The organism is Streptomyces sp. NPDC015345 (assembly GCF_043078805.1).
In the GTDB taxonomy this organism is placed as follows: Bacteria; Actinomycetota; Actinomycetes; order Streptomycetales; family Streptomycetaceae; genus Streptomyces.
Genome location: NZ_JBIBTX010000002.1, coordinates 1,397,786 through 1,414,205 on the forward strand (window position 1 = coordinate 1,397,786; position 16,420 = coordinate 1,414,205).

General features: G+C 71.0%; 2 protein-coding genes (1 of these 2 only partly in view). Both read left to right on the plus strand.

Annotated features, from left to right (window positions below):
- On the plus strand, positions 1 to 13,996 hold the 3' portion of the coding sequence (locus ACF062_RS12360) for a non-ribosomal peptide synthase/polyketide synthase (protein ID WP_392137660.1). The gene continues 5,108 nt to the left of window position 1, outside the view; the window shows 13,996 of its 19,104 coding nt (coding positions 5,109–19,104); its start codon lies off the left edge, out of view; the stop codon is at positions 13,994 to 13,996.
- Between the two features lie 388 nt (positions 13,997 to 14,384).
- A partial coding sequence (locus ACF062_RS12365) for a condensation domain-containing protein (RefSeq protein ID WP_392137661.1) occupies positions 14,385 to 16,420 on the plus strand: 2,036 nt, incomplete at its 3' end.

A 16,420-nucleotide genomic window follows, 5' to 3' on the forward strand; every position in this document is an offset into this window, starting at 1 on the left:
GCGCTCCGGACCGCGCATGCGCGTCGCCCTGACGTACTCCCTGTCCTTCGACGCCTCCTGGGAGCCGCTCCTGTGGATGGTCGCGGGCCACGAACTGCATATCGTCCCCGACGACGTGCGCCGCGACACCACAGCCCTGGCCCGCTACGTCGACACCGCCCGCATCGACCTCATGGCCGTCACCCCCGTCCAGGCCGAACAGCTCCTCGACGAAGGCCTCCTCGGTGCCCGCGTGCACCGGCCCCGCGCGCTGCTCCTCGGCGGTGACGCCGTGGGCAGCGACCTGTGGCAGCGACTGCGGGCCGCCGAAGGAACGCTCGGCCTCAACTTCTATGGCCCGACCGAGGCCACCGTGCACGTCCTGTACCACGACACCGAGCAGAGCGGACGCCCGCTGATCGGCCGCCCCCTGCCCAACACGCGCGCCTACGTCCTCGATGCCTCGCTCAGGCCCGTCCCGGTGGGCGTCGCCGGCGAACTGTACGTGTCGGGCGCGGGCCTCGCCCGCGGCTACGTGCGACGCGCGGACCTGACCGTCGAACGCTTCGTCGCCTCCCCCTTCGATCCGGGGCGGCGGATGTATCGCACCGGCGACCTGGTGCGCCAGGATGCCGAGGGCCGTGTCGAGTATCTGGGCCGCGCGGACGACCAGGTCAAGATCCGCGGTTACCGCATCGAGCCCGGCGAGGTCGAGACCGCCGCCGCCGCGCACCCCGACGTCGCCCACGTGGCGGTCGTCGCCCGCGAGGACACCCCGGGAGACCGGCGACTGGTCGCCTACGTCGTGCCGTCCGCCATCGCGCCCGGCGCCGACATCACCGCGACCGTAAGGGAGTTCCTCACCGCTCGACTGCCCGAACACATGGTGCCCGCCGCCGTCGTCGCCCTGGACGCCCTGCCCCAGTCCGTCAACGGCAAGCTCGACCGCGCCGCCCTGCCCGTACCCGTGCACACGGCCAACGCGGACCGCGGCCCCGCCACGCTCCACGAGGAGCTGCTGTGCGGAGTGTTCGCCCAGACCCTCGGCGTACCCGCCGTGGGCGTCGACGACGACTTCTTCGCCCTCGGCGGCCACTCGCTGCTCGCCACCCGGCTGATCAGCCGCGTACGCGCCGTCCTCGGCGTCGAGGTGCCGTTGCGGACCCTCTTCGAGGCGCCCACGGCCGCCGCGCTCGCGGCCCGCCTCGGCGGCGCCACCGCGTCGCGCACCGCGCTCGCTCCCGCCGCCCGCCCCTCGCGCGTCCCGCTCTCCTACGCTCAGCGCCGCCTGTGGTTCGTCGGCCAGCTCGACGGCCCCGGCGCCACCTACACCATCCCGGTCGCCGTGCGGCTCACGGGCCCGCTCGACCGGGACGCGCTCGACGCGGCCCTGCGCGACGTGATCGGGCGGCACGAGGTGCTGCGGACCGTCTTCGAGGCCGCCGACGGGGAGCCGTACCAGCGGATCCTGGGCCCGGCCGACCTGGACCGGGCGCTGACGGTGGTCGACGTGTCCCCGCACGACCTGGACCGCGCGGTCGTCGAAGCCCTCGGCCGGCCCTTCGATCTCTCGGCCGAAGTCCCCCTCCGGGCCACGCTGTTCCGGGCCGGCACCGACGAGCACGTCCTCGTCCTCGCCCTCCACCACATCGCGGGCGACGGCTGGTCGATGGAGCCGCTGGCGCGCGATCTGTCCGTCGCGTACACGGCCCGCCGACAGGGCGAGGCCCCCGCATGGGAGCCACTGCCCGTCCAGTACGCGGACTACGCGCTGTGGCAGCGGGCCCTCCTGGGCGAGGAGCACGACGCCGACAGCATGATCTCCCGGCAGGTCGCCTACTGGAGCGCCGCGCTGGAGGGCGCACCGGAGGAGTTGGAGCTGCCGACCGACCGCGGGCGCCCCGCCGTCCCCTCGCACCGGGGGCACACCATCCCCCTGGCCGTCCCGGCACACGTACACGCCCGCCTCGCCGAGGTGGCGCGCGCCGAGGGCGTGACACCGTTCATGGTCCTGCAGGCCGCGCTGGCGATGCTCCTCTCGAAGCTGGGCGCGGGCACGGACATCCCGATCGGCGCCGCGAACGCCGGCCGCACGGACGAGGCCCTGGACGACCTGGTCGGCTTCTTCATCAACACTCTCGTCATACGCACCGACCTGAGCGGCGACCCGACCTTCAGGGACGTGCTCAGCCGCGTACGCGAGACGAGTCTGTCGGCGTTCACGCACCAGGACGTGCCGTTCGAGAAACTCGTGGAGGAGCTCGCTCCGACGCGTTCACTGGCGCGGCATCCGCTGTTCCAGGTCATGCTGAAGGTGCAGAACACCGGCGAGGCCGTCCTCGACCTGCCGGGTGTGCGCGCCGCTGGGTTCCCGGCCGGTGCCTCGACCGCCAAGTTCGATCTGGACGCGTCGGTGTCGGAGGTCTTCGACGAGACCGGCGCCCCGGCGGGCCTGCGCGGTTCGGTGGTGGCCGCCGCGGATCTGTTCGACGAGGAGACCGCCGACCGGCTCGTTGCCCGCTGGGTGCGGGCCCTGGAGCGGTTGACCGCGGATCCGGAGCTGTCGCTGAGCGCTCTGGATGTTCTGGACGAGCGTGAGCGGTCGCTCTCCACGGGGTGGAACGAGACGGCTGTTCCGGTGGTGGCGGGTTCGCTGCCGGAGCTGTTCGCGGTGCAGGTGGCTCGTCGGGCGGACGCGGTTGCCGTGGTCGCGGGTGAGGTGTCGCTCTCGTATGCGGAGCTGGACGCGCGGTCGAACCGTCTGGCCCGTCATCTTCGGGCGCAGGGTGTGGGTCCTGAGTCGTTGGTGGGGGTGTGTCTGGAGCGGGGAGCGGATCTGGTTGTCGCGCTGCTTGCGGTGCTCAAGTCCGGTGGCGCGTATCTGCCGGTGGACCCGGAGTACCCGCTGGAGCGGATCGCGTACATGGTCGAGGATGCGGCGCCCGTGGTGGTGATCACCTCGCATGCGGCGGCGGGTGTCTTGCCGGTGTCGGGTGCGCCGCTGGTGGTTGTGGATGACGTGGAGACGGTTTCGGCGTTGGCGGTGTTGGATGGTGGTCCGCTGGGTGTGGTGGTGGGGTCTGAGTCTCCGGCGTATGTGATTTATACGTCGGGTTCGACGGGTCGGCCGAAGGGTGTGGTGGTGACCCATCGGGGTGCGGTGAGTTTGTGTGAGGGTCATGGCCGGTGGGTGTTCGCGGCGGGTGGTGATGTGTTGCGGGTCGCGTTGACGACTTCGGTGTCGTTCGACGCGTCGTGGAATCAGCTGGCGGCTGTGTTCACGGGTCATGAGCTGCATGTGGTGGACGGGGAGACGTGGCTGGACGCGGGGCGTCTGGTGGCGTGGATGCGTGCGTCGCGGATCGATTTCGCCGAGGTCACTCCTTCTTATCTTCAGATTTTGGTGGAGGAGGGTCTGTTCGGGGGGTCTGGGGGTCCGTCGCGTATTGGTGTGGGTGGTGAGGCGGTCCCGGCCGGTCTGTGGGAGCGGCTGCGGTCGTTGGAGGGTGTGGAGGGCTTCAATTTCTATGGTCCGACCGAGGCGACCGTTGACACCGCGATCGCCCGGCTTTCCTCGTCGTCCGATGTGGTGGTGGGCCGGCCTGTGCCCAACGCGCGTGTTCACGTGCTGGATGAGGCGTTGCGGCCTGTGCCGGTTGGTGTGGCGGGTGAGTTGTATGTGTCGGGTGCGGGTGTGGCGCGGGGGTATGTCAACCGTCGGGCTCTGACCGCTGAGCGGTTCGTCGCCTCGCCGTTCTCTGCCTGTGGTGAGCGGATGTATCGCTCGGGTGACCGGGTGAAGTGGACGGCGGACGGCCAGTTGGTGTTCCTGGGGCGTACGGATGATCAGGTGAAGGTGCGTGGGTTCCGTATCGAGCTGGGTGAGGTCCAGGCGGCGGTGGCCGCGCATCCGCAGGTCGCGCAGGCCGTTGTGGTCGTGCGGGAGGACATTCCTGGTGACCGTCGTCTTGTCGCGTATGTCGTCACTACTGGTGAACTGGCTTGTCCGGTTGCCGGGTTCGTGGCTGGGCGTCTGCCTGAGTACATGGTTCCGTCGGCTGTCGTTGTCCTTGATGCTCTGCCGTTGACTGCCAGCGGCAAGCTGGACCGCAGGGCGTTGCCCGTTCCCGGGCATGAGGCGGCCGCGGGGGTGCGGGGTCCGTCCAACGCGCGTGAGGAGATCGTGTGTGCGGCCTTCGCCGAGGTTTTGGGGGTGGAGGGCGTTGGTGTGGATGATGATTTCTTCGAGTTGGGGGGTCAGTCGCTTCTTGCCATCCGGCTCGTTGCTCTTCTCCACAAGCGCGGGGTTTCCGTCTCTGTGCGGACGTTTTTCCAGGCGCCGACGCCGGCTGGTCTCGCGGCTTCGGTGGACGCTGTCCGGGTCGAGGTGCCGGCGAACCTGATTCCGGCGGGTGCCACGAGCCTTACGCCGGAGATGCTGCCGCTGGTGGATCTGACCGTCGATGAGATCGCGACCGTCGTCGCGACCGTCGACGGCGGCGCGTCCAACGTCGCGGACGTCTACCCGTTGGCTCCCCTCCAGGAAGGCCTGCTCTTCCACCACCTCCTCGCCGACGGCGGCGACGACGCCTATGTGCTCCCCACGGTCCTGGAGTTCGACTCGCGCGAGCGGCTCGACGCGTTCACGGACGCCCTGCGCCAAGTGGTGGAGCGGCACGACATCTACCGCACGTCCATCGTGTGGAAGGGCCTGCGCGAGCCGGTCCAAGTCGTGTGGCGCGACGCCATCCTGCCCGTCGTCGAGGTCACGCTCGACGAGGGCGACGAGAGCAGCGACCCGGTGCGGCGGCTGCTCACGGCGGGCGGCCTGTCGATGGCCCTGGACCGGGCACCGCTGCTCGGCCTGCACGTCGCGGCCGTACCCGGCGGCGCCGGCCGCTGGCTGGGGCTGCTGCGGGCGCACCACGTGGTGCGCGACCACACCGCCCTGGAGATCGTCTTCGGCGAGGTGCAGGCGATCCTCGCCGGGCGCGGCCGGGAGCTGCCCGAGCCGCTGCCGTTCCGCACCTTCGTCGCCCAGACGCGCGGCGCCGTCGAGCGCTCCGAGCACGAGCGCTACTTCGCCGACCTGCTCGGCGACGTCACCGAGCCCACCGCGCCGTTCGGTGTCGCGGAGATCCGGGGCGACGGCGGCTCCTCGGTACGCGAAGTGGTTCCCTTCGCGGACGAGTCGACCCGGCGCCTGCGTGAGGTCTCCCGGCGCCTGGGCGCCAGCCCCGCGACCTTGCTGCACGTCGCGTGGGCCCGGGTCCTGGCGGCCGTGTCCGGCCGTACGGACGTGGTGTTCGGCACGGTCCTGTTCGGCCGCATGAACGCGGGCGAGGGTGCCGACCGGGTGCCCGGCCCGTACATGAACACCCTGCCCGTCCGCGTCCGCACGGACTCCTACGGGGCTCTGAGTTCGGTCTCCGCCATGCGTGACCAGCTCGCCCGGCTCCTCGAGCACGAGCACGCCCCGCTCTCCGTCGCCCAGCGCGCCAGCGGCGTCACCGGTCACACACCGTTGTTCACCGCCCTGTTCAACTACCGCCACCACACGGACCGGTCCGACGGCAGCGCGCCGCGCGGCGAGCTTCCGGGCATCACGCTGCGGTTCGCCGAGGAACGCGACAACTTCCCCCTCGCGCTCTCCGTCGACGACCACGGCGACGGCATCAAGCTGGCCGTCGACGCGGTCGCCCCGATCGACTCGCGCATGGTCGGCGGCCTGATGCGCACCGCCGCCCACAACCTGGTGGACGCTCTTGAAGCCGCGCTCGACCACGGTCAGGACGTGCCGCTCAGCTCCGTCCAGGTCCTGGACGAGGCCGGGCTGCGCCAGGTGCTCGGCGCCTGGAACGACACGGCGGCCGAGGTCCCCGACGCCACCGCCGTCGCCCTCTTCGAAGCCCATGCGGCCCGCACGCCGGACGCGGTGGCCCTCGTCGCCGACGGAGACGAGGTGACGTACGCCCAACTGGACGCGCGCGCCAACCGGATGGCGCGCCACCTCGCGGGCCAGGGGGTCGGTCCCGAGTCGGTCGTCGCGCTCTGCCTGGAGCGCGGCGCCGACCTGGTCACGGCGGTGCTCGCCGTCCTGAAGGCGGGTGGCGCCTATCTGCCCGTCGATCTGGACTACCCGGTGGAACGCATCGCGTACATGTTCGCCGACGCCGCACCGGTGGCGGTCATCGCCACCACGGCCACGGTCGCGGCCGTTCCCCCCTCGGACGCGCGGCTCGTCGTCCTGGGCGACACGGACCTCGAAGGCCTGGCGGACGGTCCGCTGGGCACACCGATCCGGCCCGAGCACCCCGCGTACGTCATCTACACCTCCGGCTCGACCGGCCGCCCCAAGGGCGTCGTCCTCACCCACGCCGGGTTCGCCAACACGATCGCCGGTCTCGCCCGCTTCGAGGCCGGTCCGGGCTCGCGGGTCGCGCAGTTCGCCTCGGTGAGCTTCGACATCTTCTGCCTGGAGTGGTCGCTGGCCCTCACCTGTGGTGCCACCCTCGTGGTCGTGCCGGCCCATCGCCGCCTCGGCGCGGACCTGGCGGCGTTCCTCGCCGAGCAGGCCGTGACCCACGCGACGCTGCCGCCCGCCGTCCTGGCGGGCCTGGAAGAAGGATCGATCGGAACGGACGTCGTCCTGGAGGTCGGCGGCGAGGCGTCCTCGCCCGAGCTGATCGAGCGCTGGGCGCGCGGCCGGACCATGTACAACACCTACGGTCCGACCGAGACGACCGTCGACGCCACCGTGTGGCGCTGCGAGCCGGGCGTCTCCGACGTCCCGATCGGCACGCCCATCGGCAACACCCGCACCTACGTCCTCGACGGCTCGCTCTCGCCCGTCCCGGTCGGCGTCGCAGGGGAGCTGTACGTCGCCGGCGACGGCCTGGCCCGCGGCTATCTGGGCCGCCCGGCCCTCACCGGAGAACGGTTCGTCGCCGACCCGTTCTCCACCACCGGGGACCGTCTCTACCGCACCGGCGACCTGGTGCGCTGGAGCCCCGACGGGCGGCTGCGGTATCTGGGCCGCGTCGACGAGCAGGTCAAGATCCGCGGCTTCCGCATCGAGCTGGGCGAGGTCCAGTCCGTCGTCGTCGCCCACCCGGGCGTCGACCGGGCCGCCGTCGTCGTCCGCGAGGACACCCCCGGCGACAAGCGCCTGGTCGCGTACGTCGTCCCGGCAGAGGCCTCCCGCGTACCGGCCGCCGCCATCCTCGACTACGCGGCCGACCGGCTGCCCGCGTACATGGTCCCGGCCGCCGTCGTCGTCCTCGACGCGCTGCCCCTGACGGCCAACGGCAAGCTGGACCGGAGGGCCCTGCCCGCCCCGGCCCACGCCGACGGCACGAGCGCCGCGCGCGGCCCGTCAACCCTCCAGGAGGAGATCCTCTGCGGAGTGTTCGCGCAGGTCCTCGGCGTGCCCTCGATCGGCGTCGACGACGACTTCTTCGCGTACGGCGGCCACTCCCTGCTAGCCGTCCGGCTCATCAGCCGCGTCCGCACCGTGCTCGGCGTCGAGGTGCCGCTGCGCACGCTGTTCGAGGCCCCGACAGCCGCCGCGCTCGCCGCCCGGCTCACCGGAGCAGGAGCGGCCCGGACCCCCTTGACGCCCATGCGGCGGCCGGCCCGCACCCCGCTCTCCTTCGCGCAGCGCCGCCTGTGGTTCATCGGCCAGCTGGAGGGCCCCAGCTCCACCTACAACATCCCGATGGGCCTGCGGCTGACCGGCGCCCTGGACCGCTCGGCGCTCACCACGGCCTTGCGAGACGTCATCGGGCGGCACGAGGTGCTCCGCACCCTGTTCCCGGTCGCCGACGGCGAGCCGTACCAGCAAGTCGTCGGCCTCGACGAGCTGACGTGGGCGCCGGAGGTGACACGGGTCGCCGAGAAGGACCTGACGGCCGCGGTCGCCGCGGCGGCGGAGCACGTCTTCGACCTCGCATCCGAAGTGCCGGTACGTGCCACGCTGTTCGAGCTGACGCCCGAGGAACACGTCCTCGTCGTCGTCGTGCACCACATCGCCACCGACGGATGGTCCACCGGCCCCCTGGCCCGCGACGTGTCGGTCGCCTACGCGGCCCGCCGCGAGGGCCGGGCACCGGCGTGGGAGCCCCTGCCGGTCCAGTACGCGGACTACGCGCTGTGGCAGCGCGAACTGCTCGGCGACGAGCGCGACGACTCCACGAGCATGATGGAACTCCAGGTCGCCTACTGGCGGGACGCCTTGGCGGGTGCCCCGGAGGAGCTGGAGCTGCCGTTCGACCACATCCGTCCGGCCGTCGCCTCCCACCGGGGCCACAGTGTCCCGGTCGACATCCCGGCCGCCGTGCACACCCGGCTCGTGCACATCGCTCGCGCCGAGGGCGTCACCACGTTCATGGTTCTCCAAGCGGCACTGACCATGCTGCTGTCCCGCCTGGGCGCGGGCACCGACATCCCGATCGGCTCGCCCAACGCCGGCCGCACCGACGAAGCGCTCGACGACCTGATCGGATCCTTCGTCAACACCCTCGTGCTGCGCACGGACCTGAGCGGAGACCCCACCTTCCGGGAGGTCCTCGCACGCGTACGGGAGCGGAGCCTGTCGGCCTTCGCCCACCAGGACGTGCCCTTCGAGCGGCTCGTCGAGGAACTCGCGCCGAGCCGCTCCATGGCCCGCCACGCCCTCTTCCAGGTCATGCTCACCCTGCAGAACACCTCCGAGGCGGTGCTCGAACTGCCCGGACTCGGAGCACGGGCCCTGACCACCGGGGCCTCGCGGGCCAAGTTCGACCTCGACGTCATCGTGGGCGAGGCCTTCGACGACAACGGGCGTCCGGCCGGGGTGCGCGGCTTCGTCACCGCCGCCGCCGACCTGTTCGAACCCGCCACCGCCGAGCGGCTCGTCGCCTGCCTGACCCAGGTCCTCGACGCGCTGACCGCCGAGCCGGACACCCGTCTCAGCGGGGTCCCGGTCCTCGACGACACCGAGCGCCACCGGCTCCTGGTCGAGTGGAACGGCACCGCCGCCGGCATCACGCCCGCCACGGTGCCGCAGCTGTTCGCCGCGCATGTGACCCGCTCGCCGGACGCCACCGCCGTCATAGCCGACGGTACCGAGGTGACGTACGCACACCTGGACGCCCGCGCGAACCGACTGGCGCACCAGCTGGTGAGGCGGGGCGTCGCACCCGAGTCCGTCGTCGCGGTCTGCCTGGAGCGCGGCACCGACCTCATGGTGGCGCTGCTCGCCGTCCTGAAGGCCGGGGGCGCGTACATGCCGATCGACCCGGAGTACCCGGCCGACCGGATCGCGTACATGCTGGGCGACGCGGCACCGGCCCTGGTCCTCGCCTCCGCCCGCACGGCGGACAGGATCCCCGTCGAGACCCTGCTCGTCGACGAGGCGGACCACGAGAAGGCGGACGCGGAACACGAGAAGGCGGACGGACCCCCGCCCGTCGACCTCGCGGTGACCCACCCCGCGTACGTCATCTACACCTCGGGCTCGACCGGCCGCCCCAAGGGCGTCCTCGTCTCCCACGCGGGTGTCGCCGGCCTCGTCGCGGGCCACGTCCGCGACCTCGGCGTCGGCCCCGGCGCCCGGGTCGCCCAATTCGCCTCCGCGAGCTTCGACACCTTTGGCTGGGAGTGGCTCATGGCCCTCCTGTCCGGGGCGGCCCTCGTGGTCGTCCCGCGCGAGAAGCGCCTGGGCGAGGCCCTGCCGGCCTTCCTGACCGAGCAGCGCGTCACCCACGCCACCCTGCCGCCCGCCGTCCTCGCCACCCTCGACGAGAACAGCGTCGACCCGGACACCGTGCTCGTCGTCGCGGGCGAGGCCTGCCCGCCCGACGTGATGGCCCGCTGGGCGCGCGGCCGCAGCCTCTTCAACTCCTACGGGCCCACCGAGACCACCGTCGACGCCACCCTGTGGCGGTGCGACCCGCGGTCCGCCGAGGTCGCCATCGGCAGACCCGTGCTCGACACCGAGGTGTACGTCCTCGACGAGTACCTGGCACCCGTCCCCGTCGGCGTCGCGGGCGAGATGTACGTCTCCGGCGTGGGCCTCGCCCGCGGCTACCTGGGACGCCCCGAACTGACCGCCGAACGCTTCGTCGCCTCGCCCTTCGCACCGGGCGAGCGGATGTACCGCACCGGCGACCGGGCCAAGTGGACGGCTGACGGACAGCTCGTCTTCGCCGGCCGCACCGACGACCAGGTCAAGATCCGCGGCTTCCGTATCGAGCCGGGCGAGGTCCAGGGCGTCCTGACCGGACATCCGCTGGTGGCCCAGGCTGCCGTCATCGCCCGGGAGGACACCCCCGGCGACAAGAGGCTCGTCGGCTACGTCGTGCCCGCCGACGGCGCCTCCTCCTGGTCGCCGTCCACCACGGCGTCGGTCCTCGCCCACGCGGCCGACCGCCTGCCCGAGTACATGGTCCCGTCCGCCGTGGTCGCCCTCGACGCCCTGCCGCTGACGGTCAACCGCAAGCTCGACCGCGAGGCCCTGCCCGCCCCCGACTACTCGACGGGCACGGCGGCGGCCGGACGCGACGGTGCCCGCGGCCCGTCCGACCTCCGCGAGGAACTGCTCTGCGGGGTGTTCGCCCAGGTCCTCGGCGTGCCCAAGGTCGAGGTCGACGACGACTTCTTCGCCCTCGGCGGCCATTCGCTCCTCGCGGTGCGCCTGGCCAGCCGGGTACGGGCGGTCCTCGGCGTGGACCTCGACATCCGGGTCCTGTTCGACGCCCCGACCGTCGCCCAACTCGCCGCCGAGCTCGACGGCGCCGGGCAGGCACGGCCGGCGCTGACGGCCACGGAGCGGCCGGCGCGGGTGCCGCTCTCCTTCGCCCAGCAACGCCTCTGGTTCATCCGCCAGATGGAGGGACCGAGCGCCACCTACAACATCCCGGTCGCCCTGCGCATGACCGGAGATGTCGACGCCCGAGCCCTCGGACTCGCCCTGCACGACGTCATCGGACGCCACGAGGTGCTGCGCACCGTCTACCCGACGGCGGACGGCCGGCCCCACCAGTGCGTCCTGCCCCTCGACGAGGTGGACTGGCAGCTCGCGCTCGCCCCGATCGCCCCGGAGGATCTGCCCGACGCGGTGAAGAAGGCCGCGGAGTACGAGTTCGACCTGGAGGCCGACCTCCCGATCCGCGCCTGGCTGTTCGAGTCAGGCTCTCAGGACGAGCGGGTGCTGCTCGTCGTCGTCCACCACATCGCGGGCGACGGCTGGTCCTGGGGGCCCATGGCGGACGACCTCTCCACGGCCTACGCGGCACGAAGCAAGGGCCGGGCTCCCGCGTGGAAGCCGCTGCCGGTCCAGTACGCCGACTACGCGCTCTGGCAGCGCGAACTGCTCGGCGAGGAATCCGACCCGGCCAGCCTGCTGAGCCGACAGATGGACTATTGGCGAGAGGCTCTGGCCGGATCGCCCGAGGAACTGATGCTCCCCGTCGACCGGACGCGGCCGGCGGTCGCGTCCCACGAGGGCCACGCCGTCCCCGTCGTCGTTCCGGCCGAGGTGCACGCGCAACTGGTGAAGGTGGCCCGCGCCGAGGGCGTGACCACGTTCATGGTCCTGCAGGCCGCACTGGCGATGCTGCTTTCGCGGCTGGGTGCGGGGACCGACATCCCGATCGGCTCGGCGAACGCGGGCCGCACCGACGTCGCACTGGACGACCTCGTCGGCTTCTTCATCAACACCCTGGTCCTGCGCACCGACGTGTCCGGCGACCCCACGTTCCGCGACGTCCTCGGCCGGGTTCGCAAGACGAGTCTGGCGGCCTTGGCGCATCAGGAGGTGCCGTTCGAGCGGCTGGTGGAGGAGTTGGCGCCTTCGCGGTCGATGGCCCGGCACCCGCTGTTCCAGGTCCAGTTGGACCTCCAGAACAACGCCGAGGCCGTCCTCGACCTGCCGGGCGTACGGGCCGGCGGGATGTCGGCCGGCACCTCGATGGCCAAGTTCGACCTGGAGGTCGGCCTCGGCGAGATCTTCGACGAGGACGGCGCCCCGGCCGGCCTGCGCGGGACCGTCACGGCAGCGGCCGACCTCTTCGACCGGGAGACGGTCGAGGGGCTGGGCGAGCGCCTGGTCCGGGTACTCGCACTGCTGGTCGCCGCACCCCGTACCCGGCTCAGTGCGCTTCAGGTGCTGGGGGAGGTGGAGCGGTGTCGGGTGTTGGAGGAGTGGAACGACACGGCTGCCGACCTGGGCACCGCGCTGGTGCCGGGTCTGTTCGCCGCGCAGGTGGTGCGGTCTCCGGAGGCGGTGGCTGTTGTCGGGGAGGGTGTGTCGGTTTCGTTTGCGGAGTTGGATGCGCGGGCGAATCGGTTGGCCCGCTATCTGGTTTCTCAGGGTGTGGGTGTGGAGTCGTTGGTGGGGTTGTGTCTGCCGCGTGGGGTTGAGGCGGTGGTGGCGGTCCTGGCGGTGTGGAAGGCGGGGGCGGCTTATGTGCCGGTTGATCCGGGGTATCCGGCTGAGCGGATCGGTTTCATGCTGGCCGATTCGGGTGTGGCTTTGACGTTGACGACCGAGGAGGTCCTGGACGATCTTCCGGCCGGGCGGAACCGGTTCGTGGCGTTGGACAGCACGTTGGTGGAGATGCAGCTGGCGGCCGCTTCTGGTGAGGCGCTTGAGGTGGTGGTTGAGCCGCAGTCGCTCGCGTATGTCATCTATACCTCGGGTTCGACGGGGCGGCCGAAGGGTGTGGCCGTCACTCATGGCGGTCTGGCGAACTATGTGATGTGGGCGGCGGATGCGTATTGCATGGGTGGTGGCGGTGGTGCTCCGTTGCATTCGTCTCTTGCGTTCGATCTGACGGTGACCAGTGTTCTGGTGCCGCTGGTGTCCGGGTCCGCGGTCGTGGTCAGTGAGGCCGGTGGCGCTGAAGGGCTGGCGGACCTGATTCGTGAGCCTGGTGGGTTCGGTCTGGTCAAGGCAGTCCCCGCCCACCTGCCGCTGCTGACGGAGATGCTCTCTGCGGAGCAGGTGGCGACCTCGGCTCGTACGTGGGTTGTCGGTGGTGAGGCTCTGCCGGGCGGTGTGGTCCGTGACTGGTTGTCGCGGGCTCCGGAGTCGGTGGTCGTGAATGAGTACGGGCCCACCGAGACGGTGGTCGGGTGCTGTGTCTTTGAGATTTCGGCGGGTCAGGTGGTGGGGGAGTCGGTGCCGATCGGGCGGCCGATCGCCAACACGCGTCTGTATGTGCTGGATGAGTATCTTCAGCCGGTCGCTCCAGGGGTTGCTGGTGAGTTGTATGTCGCGGGTGTTCAACTGGCGCGTGGTTATGTGAGGCGTCCGGGTCTGACGGCCGAGCGATTCGCAGCGAACCCCTTCGAGCCGGGCGGACGGATGTATCGCACGGGGGATGTGGCCCGCTGGACCACCGACGGGCTCCTGGAGTATCTGGGTCGTGCGGATGAGCAGGTCAAGATCCGTGGCTACCGGATCGAGCCGGGTGAGGTCCAAGCCGTCGTGGCCGCCCATCGCGGGGTCGCCCAGGCGGCCGTGGTGGCCCGTGAGGACATCCCGGGGGACACCCGTCTCGTCGCCTACATCGTCCCCACCGACCTCGACGACGCCGAGCCTGAACTGCCGTCCCACGTACTGGAATTCACGGCGACGCGGTTGCCGGAGCACATGGTGCCGGCGGCCGTGGTGGTCCTCGACGCTCTCCCGCTGACCGCCAACGGCAAGCTCGACCGCAAGGCACTGCCGGCCCCGGACGCCTCTATGTCGGCAGGATCCGGGCGCGGACCCGCCACCCGCGAGGAAGAGGTCCTGTGTGAGGCCTTCGCCCAGGTCCTTCGACTGGAGAAGGTCGGCGTGGACGACGACTTCTTCGCGCTCGGCGGCCACTCGCTGCTCGCGACCGAACTTGTCATCCGCATCCGCGCCGCCCTCGGCATCGACGTCGAGATCAGGGCCCTCTTCAATGCGCCGACCGTGGCTGGTCTCGCACAGCAGCTCGGTACCGAAAAGTCAACCCGCCCGGCTCTTCGTCGAATGCGTGTTGAGTAGGAAGCGCATAAGTCAAGGCGGTTACTGCTGAACGACTGAACCAAGAGAAAGCGCGCTTCGGCCGCCGTGTCCCGTGAATGCGGATGCGGCGGCCGAAGCGCGTTCCCGGGGCGGTCCGGCCGTTCAACTGCCGTGAGGGAGCGGTTGAACAGCCTCCAGGTGAGCAGATTGATCGTCAGTACGGCCTGGGTCATAGTGAGTCGCGCCAAACCCGGGATCCGCCGAAGAAGGACGGAGCCTCGGACCGGTGAACCAATTACCCGTCTTACCGGTGGCATCCCCCACCGGCCTTTATCCATTTGTTTCTTGTTCGGGTGTACAAGGCTCCGGAAAGCCTTGACCGATCCGCGCCGACGTTGCGGCCGGGACGAAACCAGGAAGGTTCCTGATGATTCCGTTGTCTTTCGCGCAGCGTCGGTTGTGGTTCATTCAGCAGCTCGAGGGCCCCAGCGCGACCTACAACATCCCGGTGTCGCTGCGTCTTTCGGGATCGGTCGACCGCGCCGCGCTGGCCGCGGCCCTGCGGGACGTCCTGGAGCGGCACGAAGTGCTGCGCACGACCTTCGGCACGCACGACGGTGAGCCGTACCAGCGCATCCTCGGTCTTGAGGAACTCGACTGGGACCTGCGGACCGTTGACCTGCCCGACTCCGCGACGCCGGCCGACCTGGCCGGCGCGGTCGCAGACGTGTTCGGGTACGAGTTCGACCTGGCGGCTGAACTGCCCATCCGTGCCTGGCTGTTCTCCGCCGGCCCGGACGAGCACGCGCTCGCCGTGGTCGTTCACCACATCGCTGGCGACGGCTACTCGATGCGCCCACTCGCCCGCGACGTCTCCGCCGCCTATGCGGCCCGGTGTGAGGGCCGGGCTCCTGAGTGGGAGCCGCTGCCGGTCCAGTACGCGGACTACGCGCTGTGGCAGCGCGAGCTGCTCGGTGACGCGGCCGACCCCGACAGCGTCATGACGCGCCAGGTCGCCTACTGGCGCGAGACGCTGGCCGGCGCGCCCGAGGAGCTGGAGCTCCCCTTCGATCACACGCGTCCGATTGTTGCCTCGCACCAGGGCCACAGCGTGCCCTTCGAGGTCCCGGCCGACGTGCACGCACAGCTGCAAGAGCTTGCGCGCGCCGAGGGCGTCACGACCTTCATGGTTTTCCAGGCCGTCCTCGCGATGACGCTGTCGAAGCTGGGCGCGGGCACGGACATCCCGGTCGGCGCCGCCGTGGCCGGTCGCACGGACGTGGCGCTGAGCGACCTGGTCGGTTTCTTCGTGAACACGCTGGTGCTGCGCACGGATCTGTCGGGTGATCCGACGTTCCGGGAGGTCCTGGGTCGTGTGCGGGAGACGGGTCTGTCGGCTTTCGCCCACCAGGATGTGCCGTTCGAGAAGCTGGTGGAGGAGCTCGCGCCGACGCGTTCGCTGACCCGCCATCCGCTCTTCCAGGTCATGCTCACCGTCGAGAACGTCGCCCAGGCGGAGGTCCGACTGCCGGGTGCGCAGACGGGTTCGCTGGCCGACGTGGCCTCGGCGGACGTGTCGGAGCAGCTTGCCGCCAGGACCGTCGCCAAGTTCGACCTCGAGATCGGTGTCGAGGAGGCCTTCGATGCCGGGGGCGCCCCCGCCGGCCTGCGCGCCTCGGTGATCGTCGCCGCCGACTTGTTCGACGCCGACTTCGCCGCTCGACTTGCCGGGCGGCTCACGCGCGTCCTGCGCCAGCTCGTCGTCGAACCGCAGACCCGGCTGAGTGCTGTCGACGTTCTGGACGCTGCCGAGCGTCACCAGGTGCTGGCCGAGTGGAATGACACGGCCGTGCAGATCGTTCCCGCCACGGTGCCTGAGCTGTTCGAGGCGCACGTGGTGTCGACCCCGTCCGCGGTCGCGGTGATCGCGGACGGCCGCGAGGTCACGTACGCGGAGCTGGACGCACGGGCCAACCGCCTCGCGCATCACCTCCTCGGCCTCGGTGTCCACGCCGAGTCGGTGGTGGGCCTGTGCCTGCCGCGCGGCATCGACATGGTGGCGGCGGTTCTCGGCGTGTGGAAGGCCGGCGGTGCGTACGTGCCGCTGGACCCCGAGCACCCTGAGGAGCGGCTCTCCTACATCCTGGCCGACAGTGGCGCCCGCGTGGTCGTGAGCAGCTACGACGCCGCCGACGGCGTCGCCGAAAGGCTCGGCGTCGATCACGTGCTGTGGTTGGACGACCCGGCGACGGGAGCGGCCCTGCAACGCCTGCCGGTCAGCGCGCCGCGGCGGCCGGAAGCCCGGGACTGCCTCGCCTATGTGATTTATACGTCGGGTTCGACGGGGCGGCCGAAGGGTGTGGCTGTTGGTCATGGTGGGTTGGCGAATCTGGTGTCGGTGTTCGGGCCGTTGATGGGGGTGGGTCCGGGGGTTCGTGTGTTGCAGTTCGCGTCGTTCAGTTT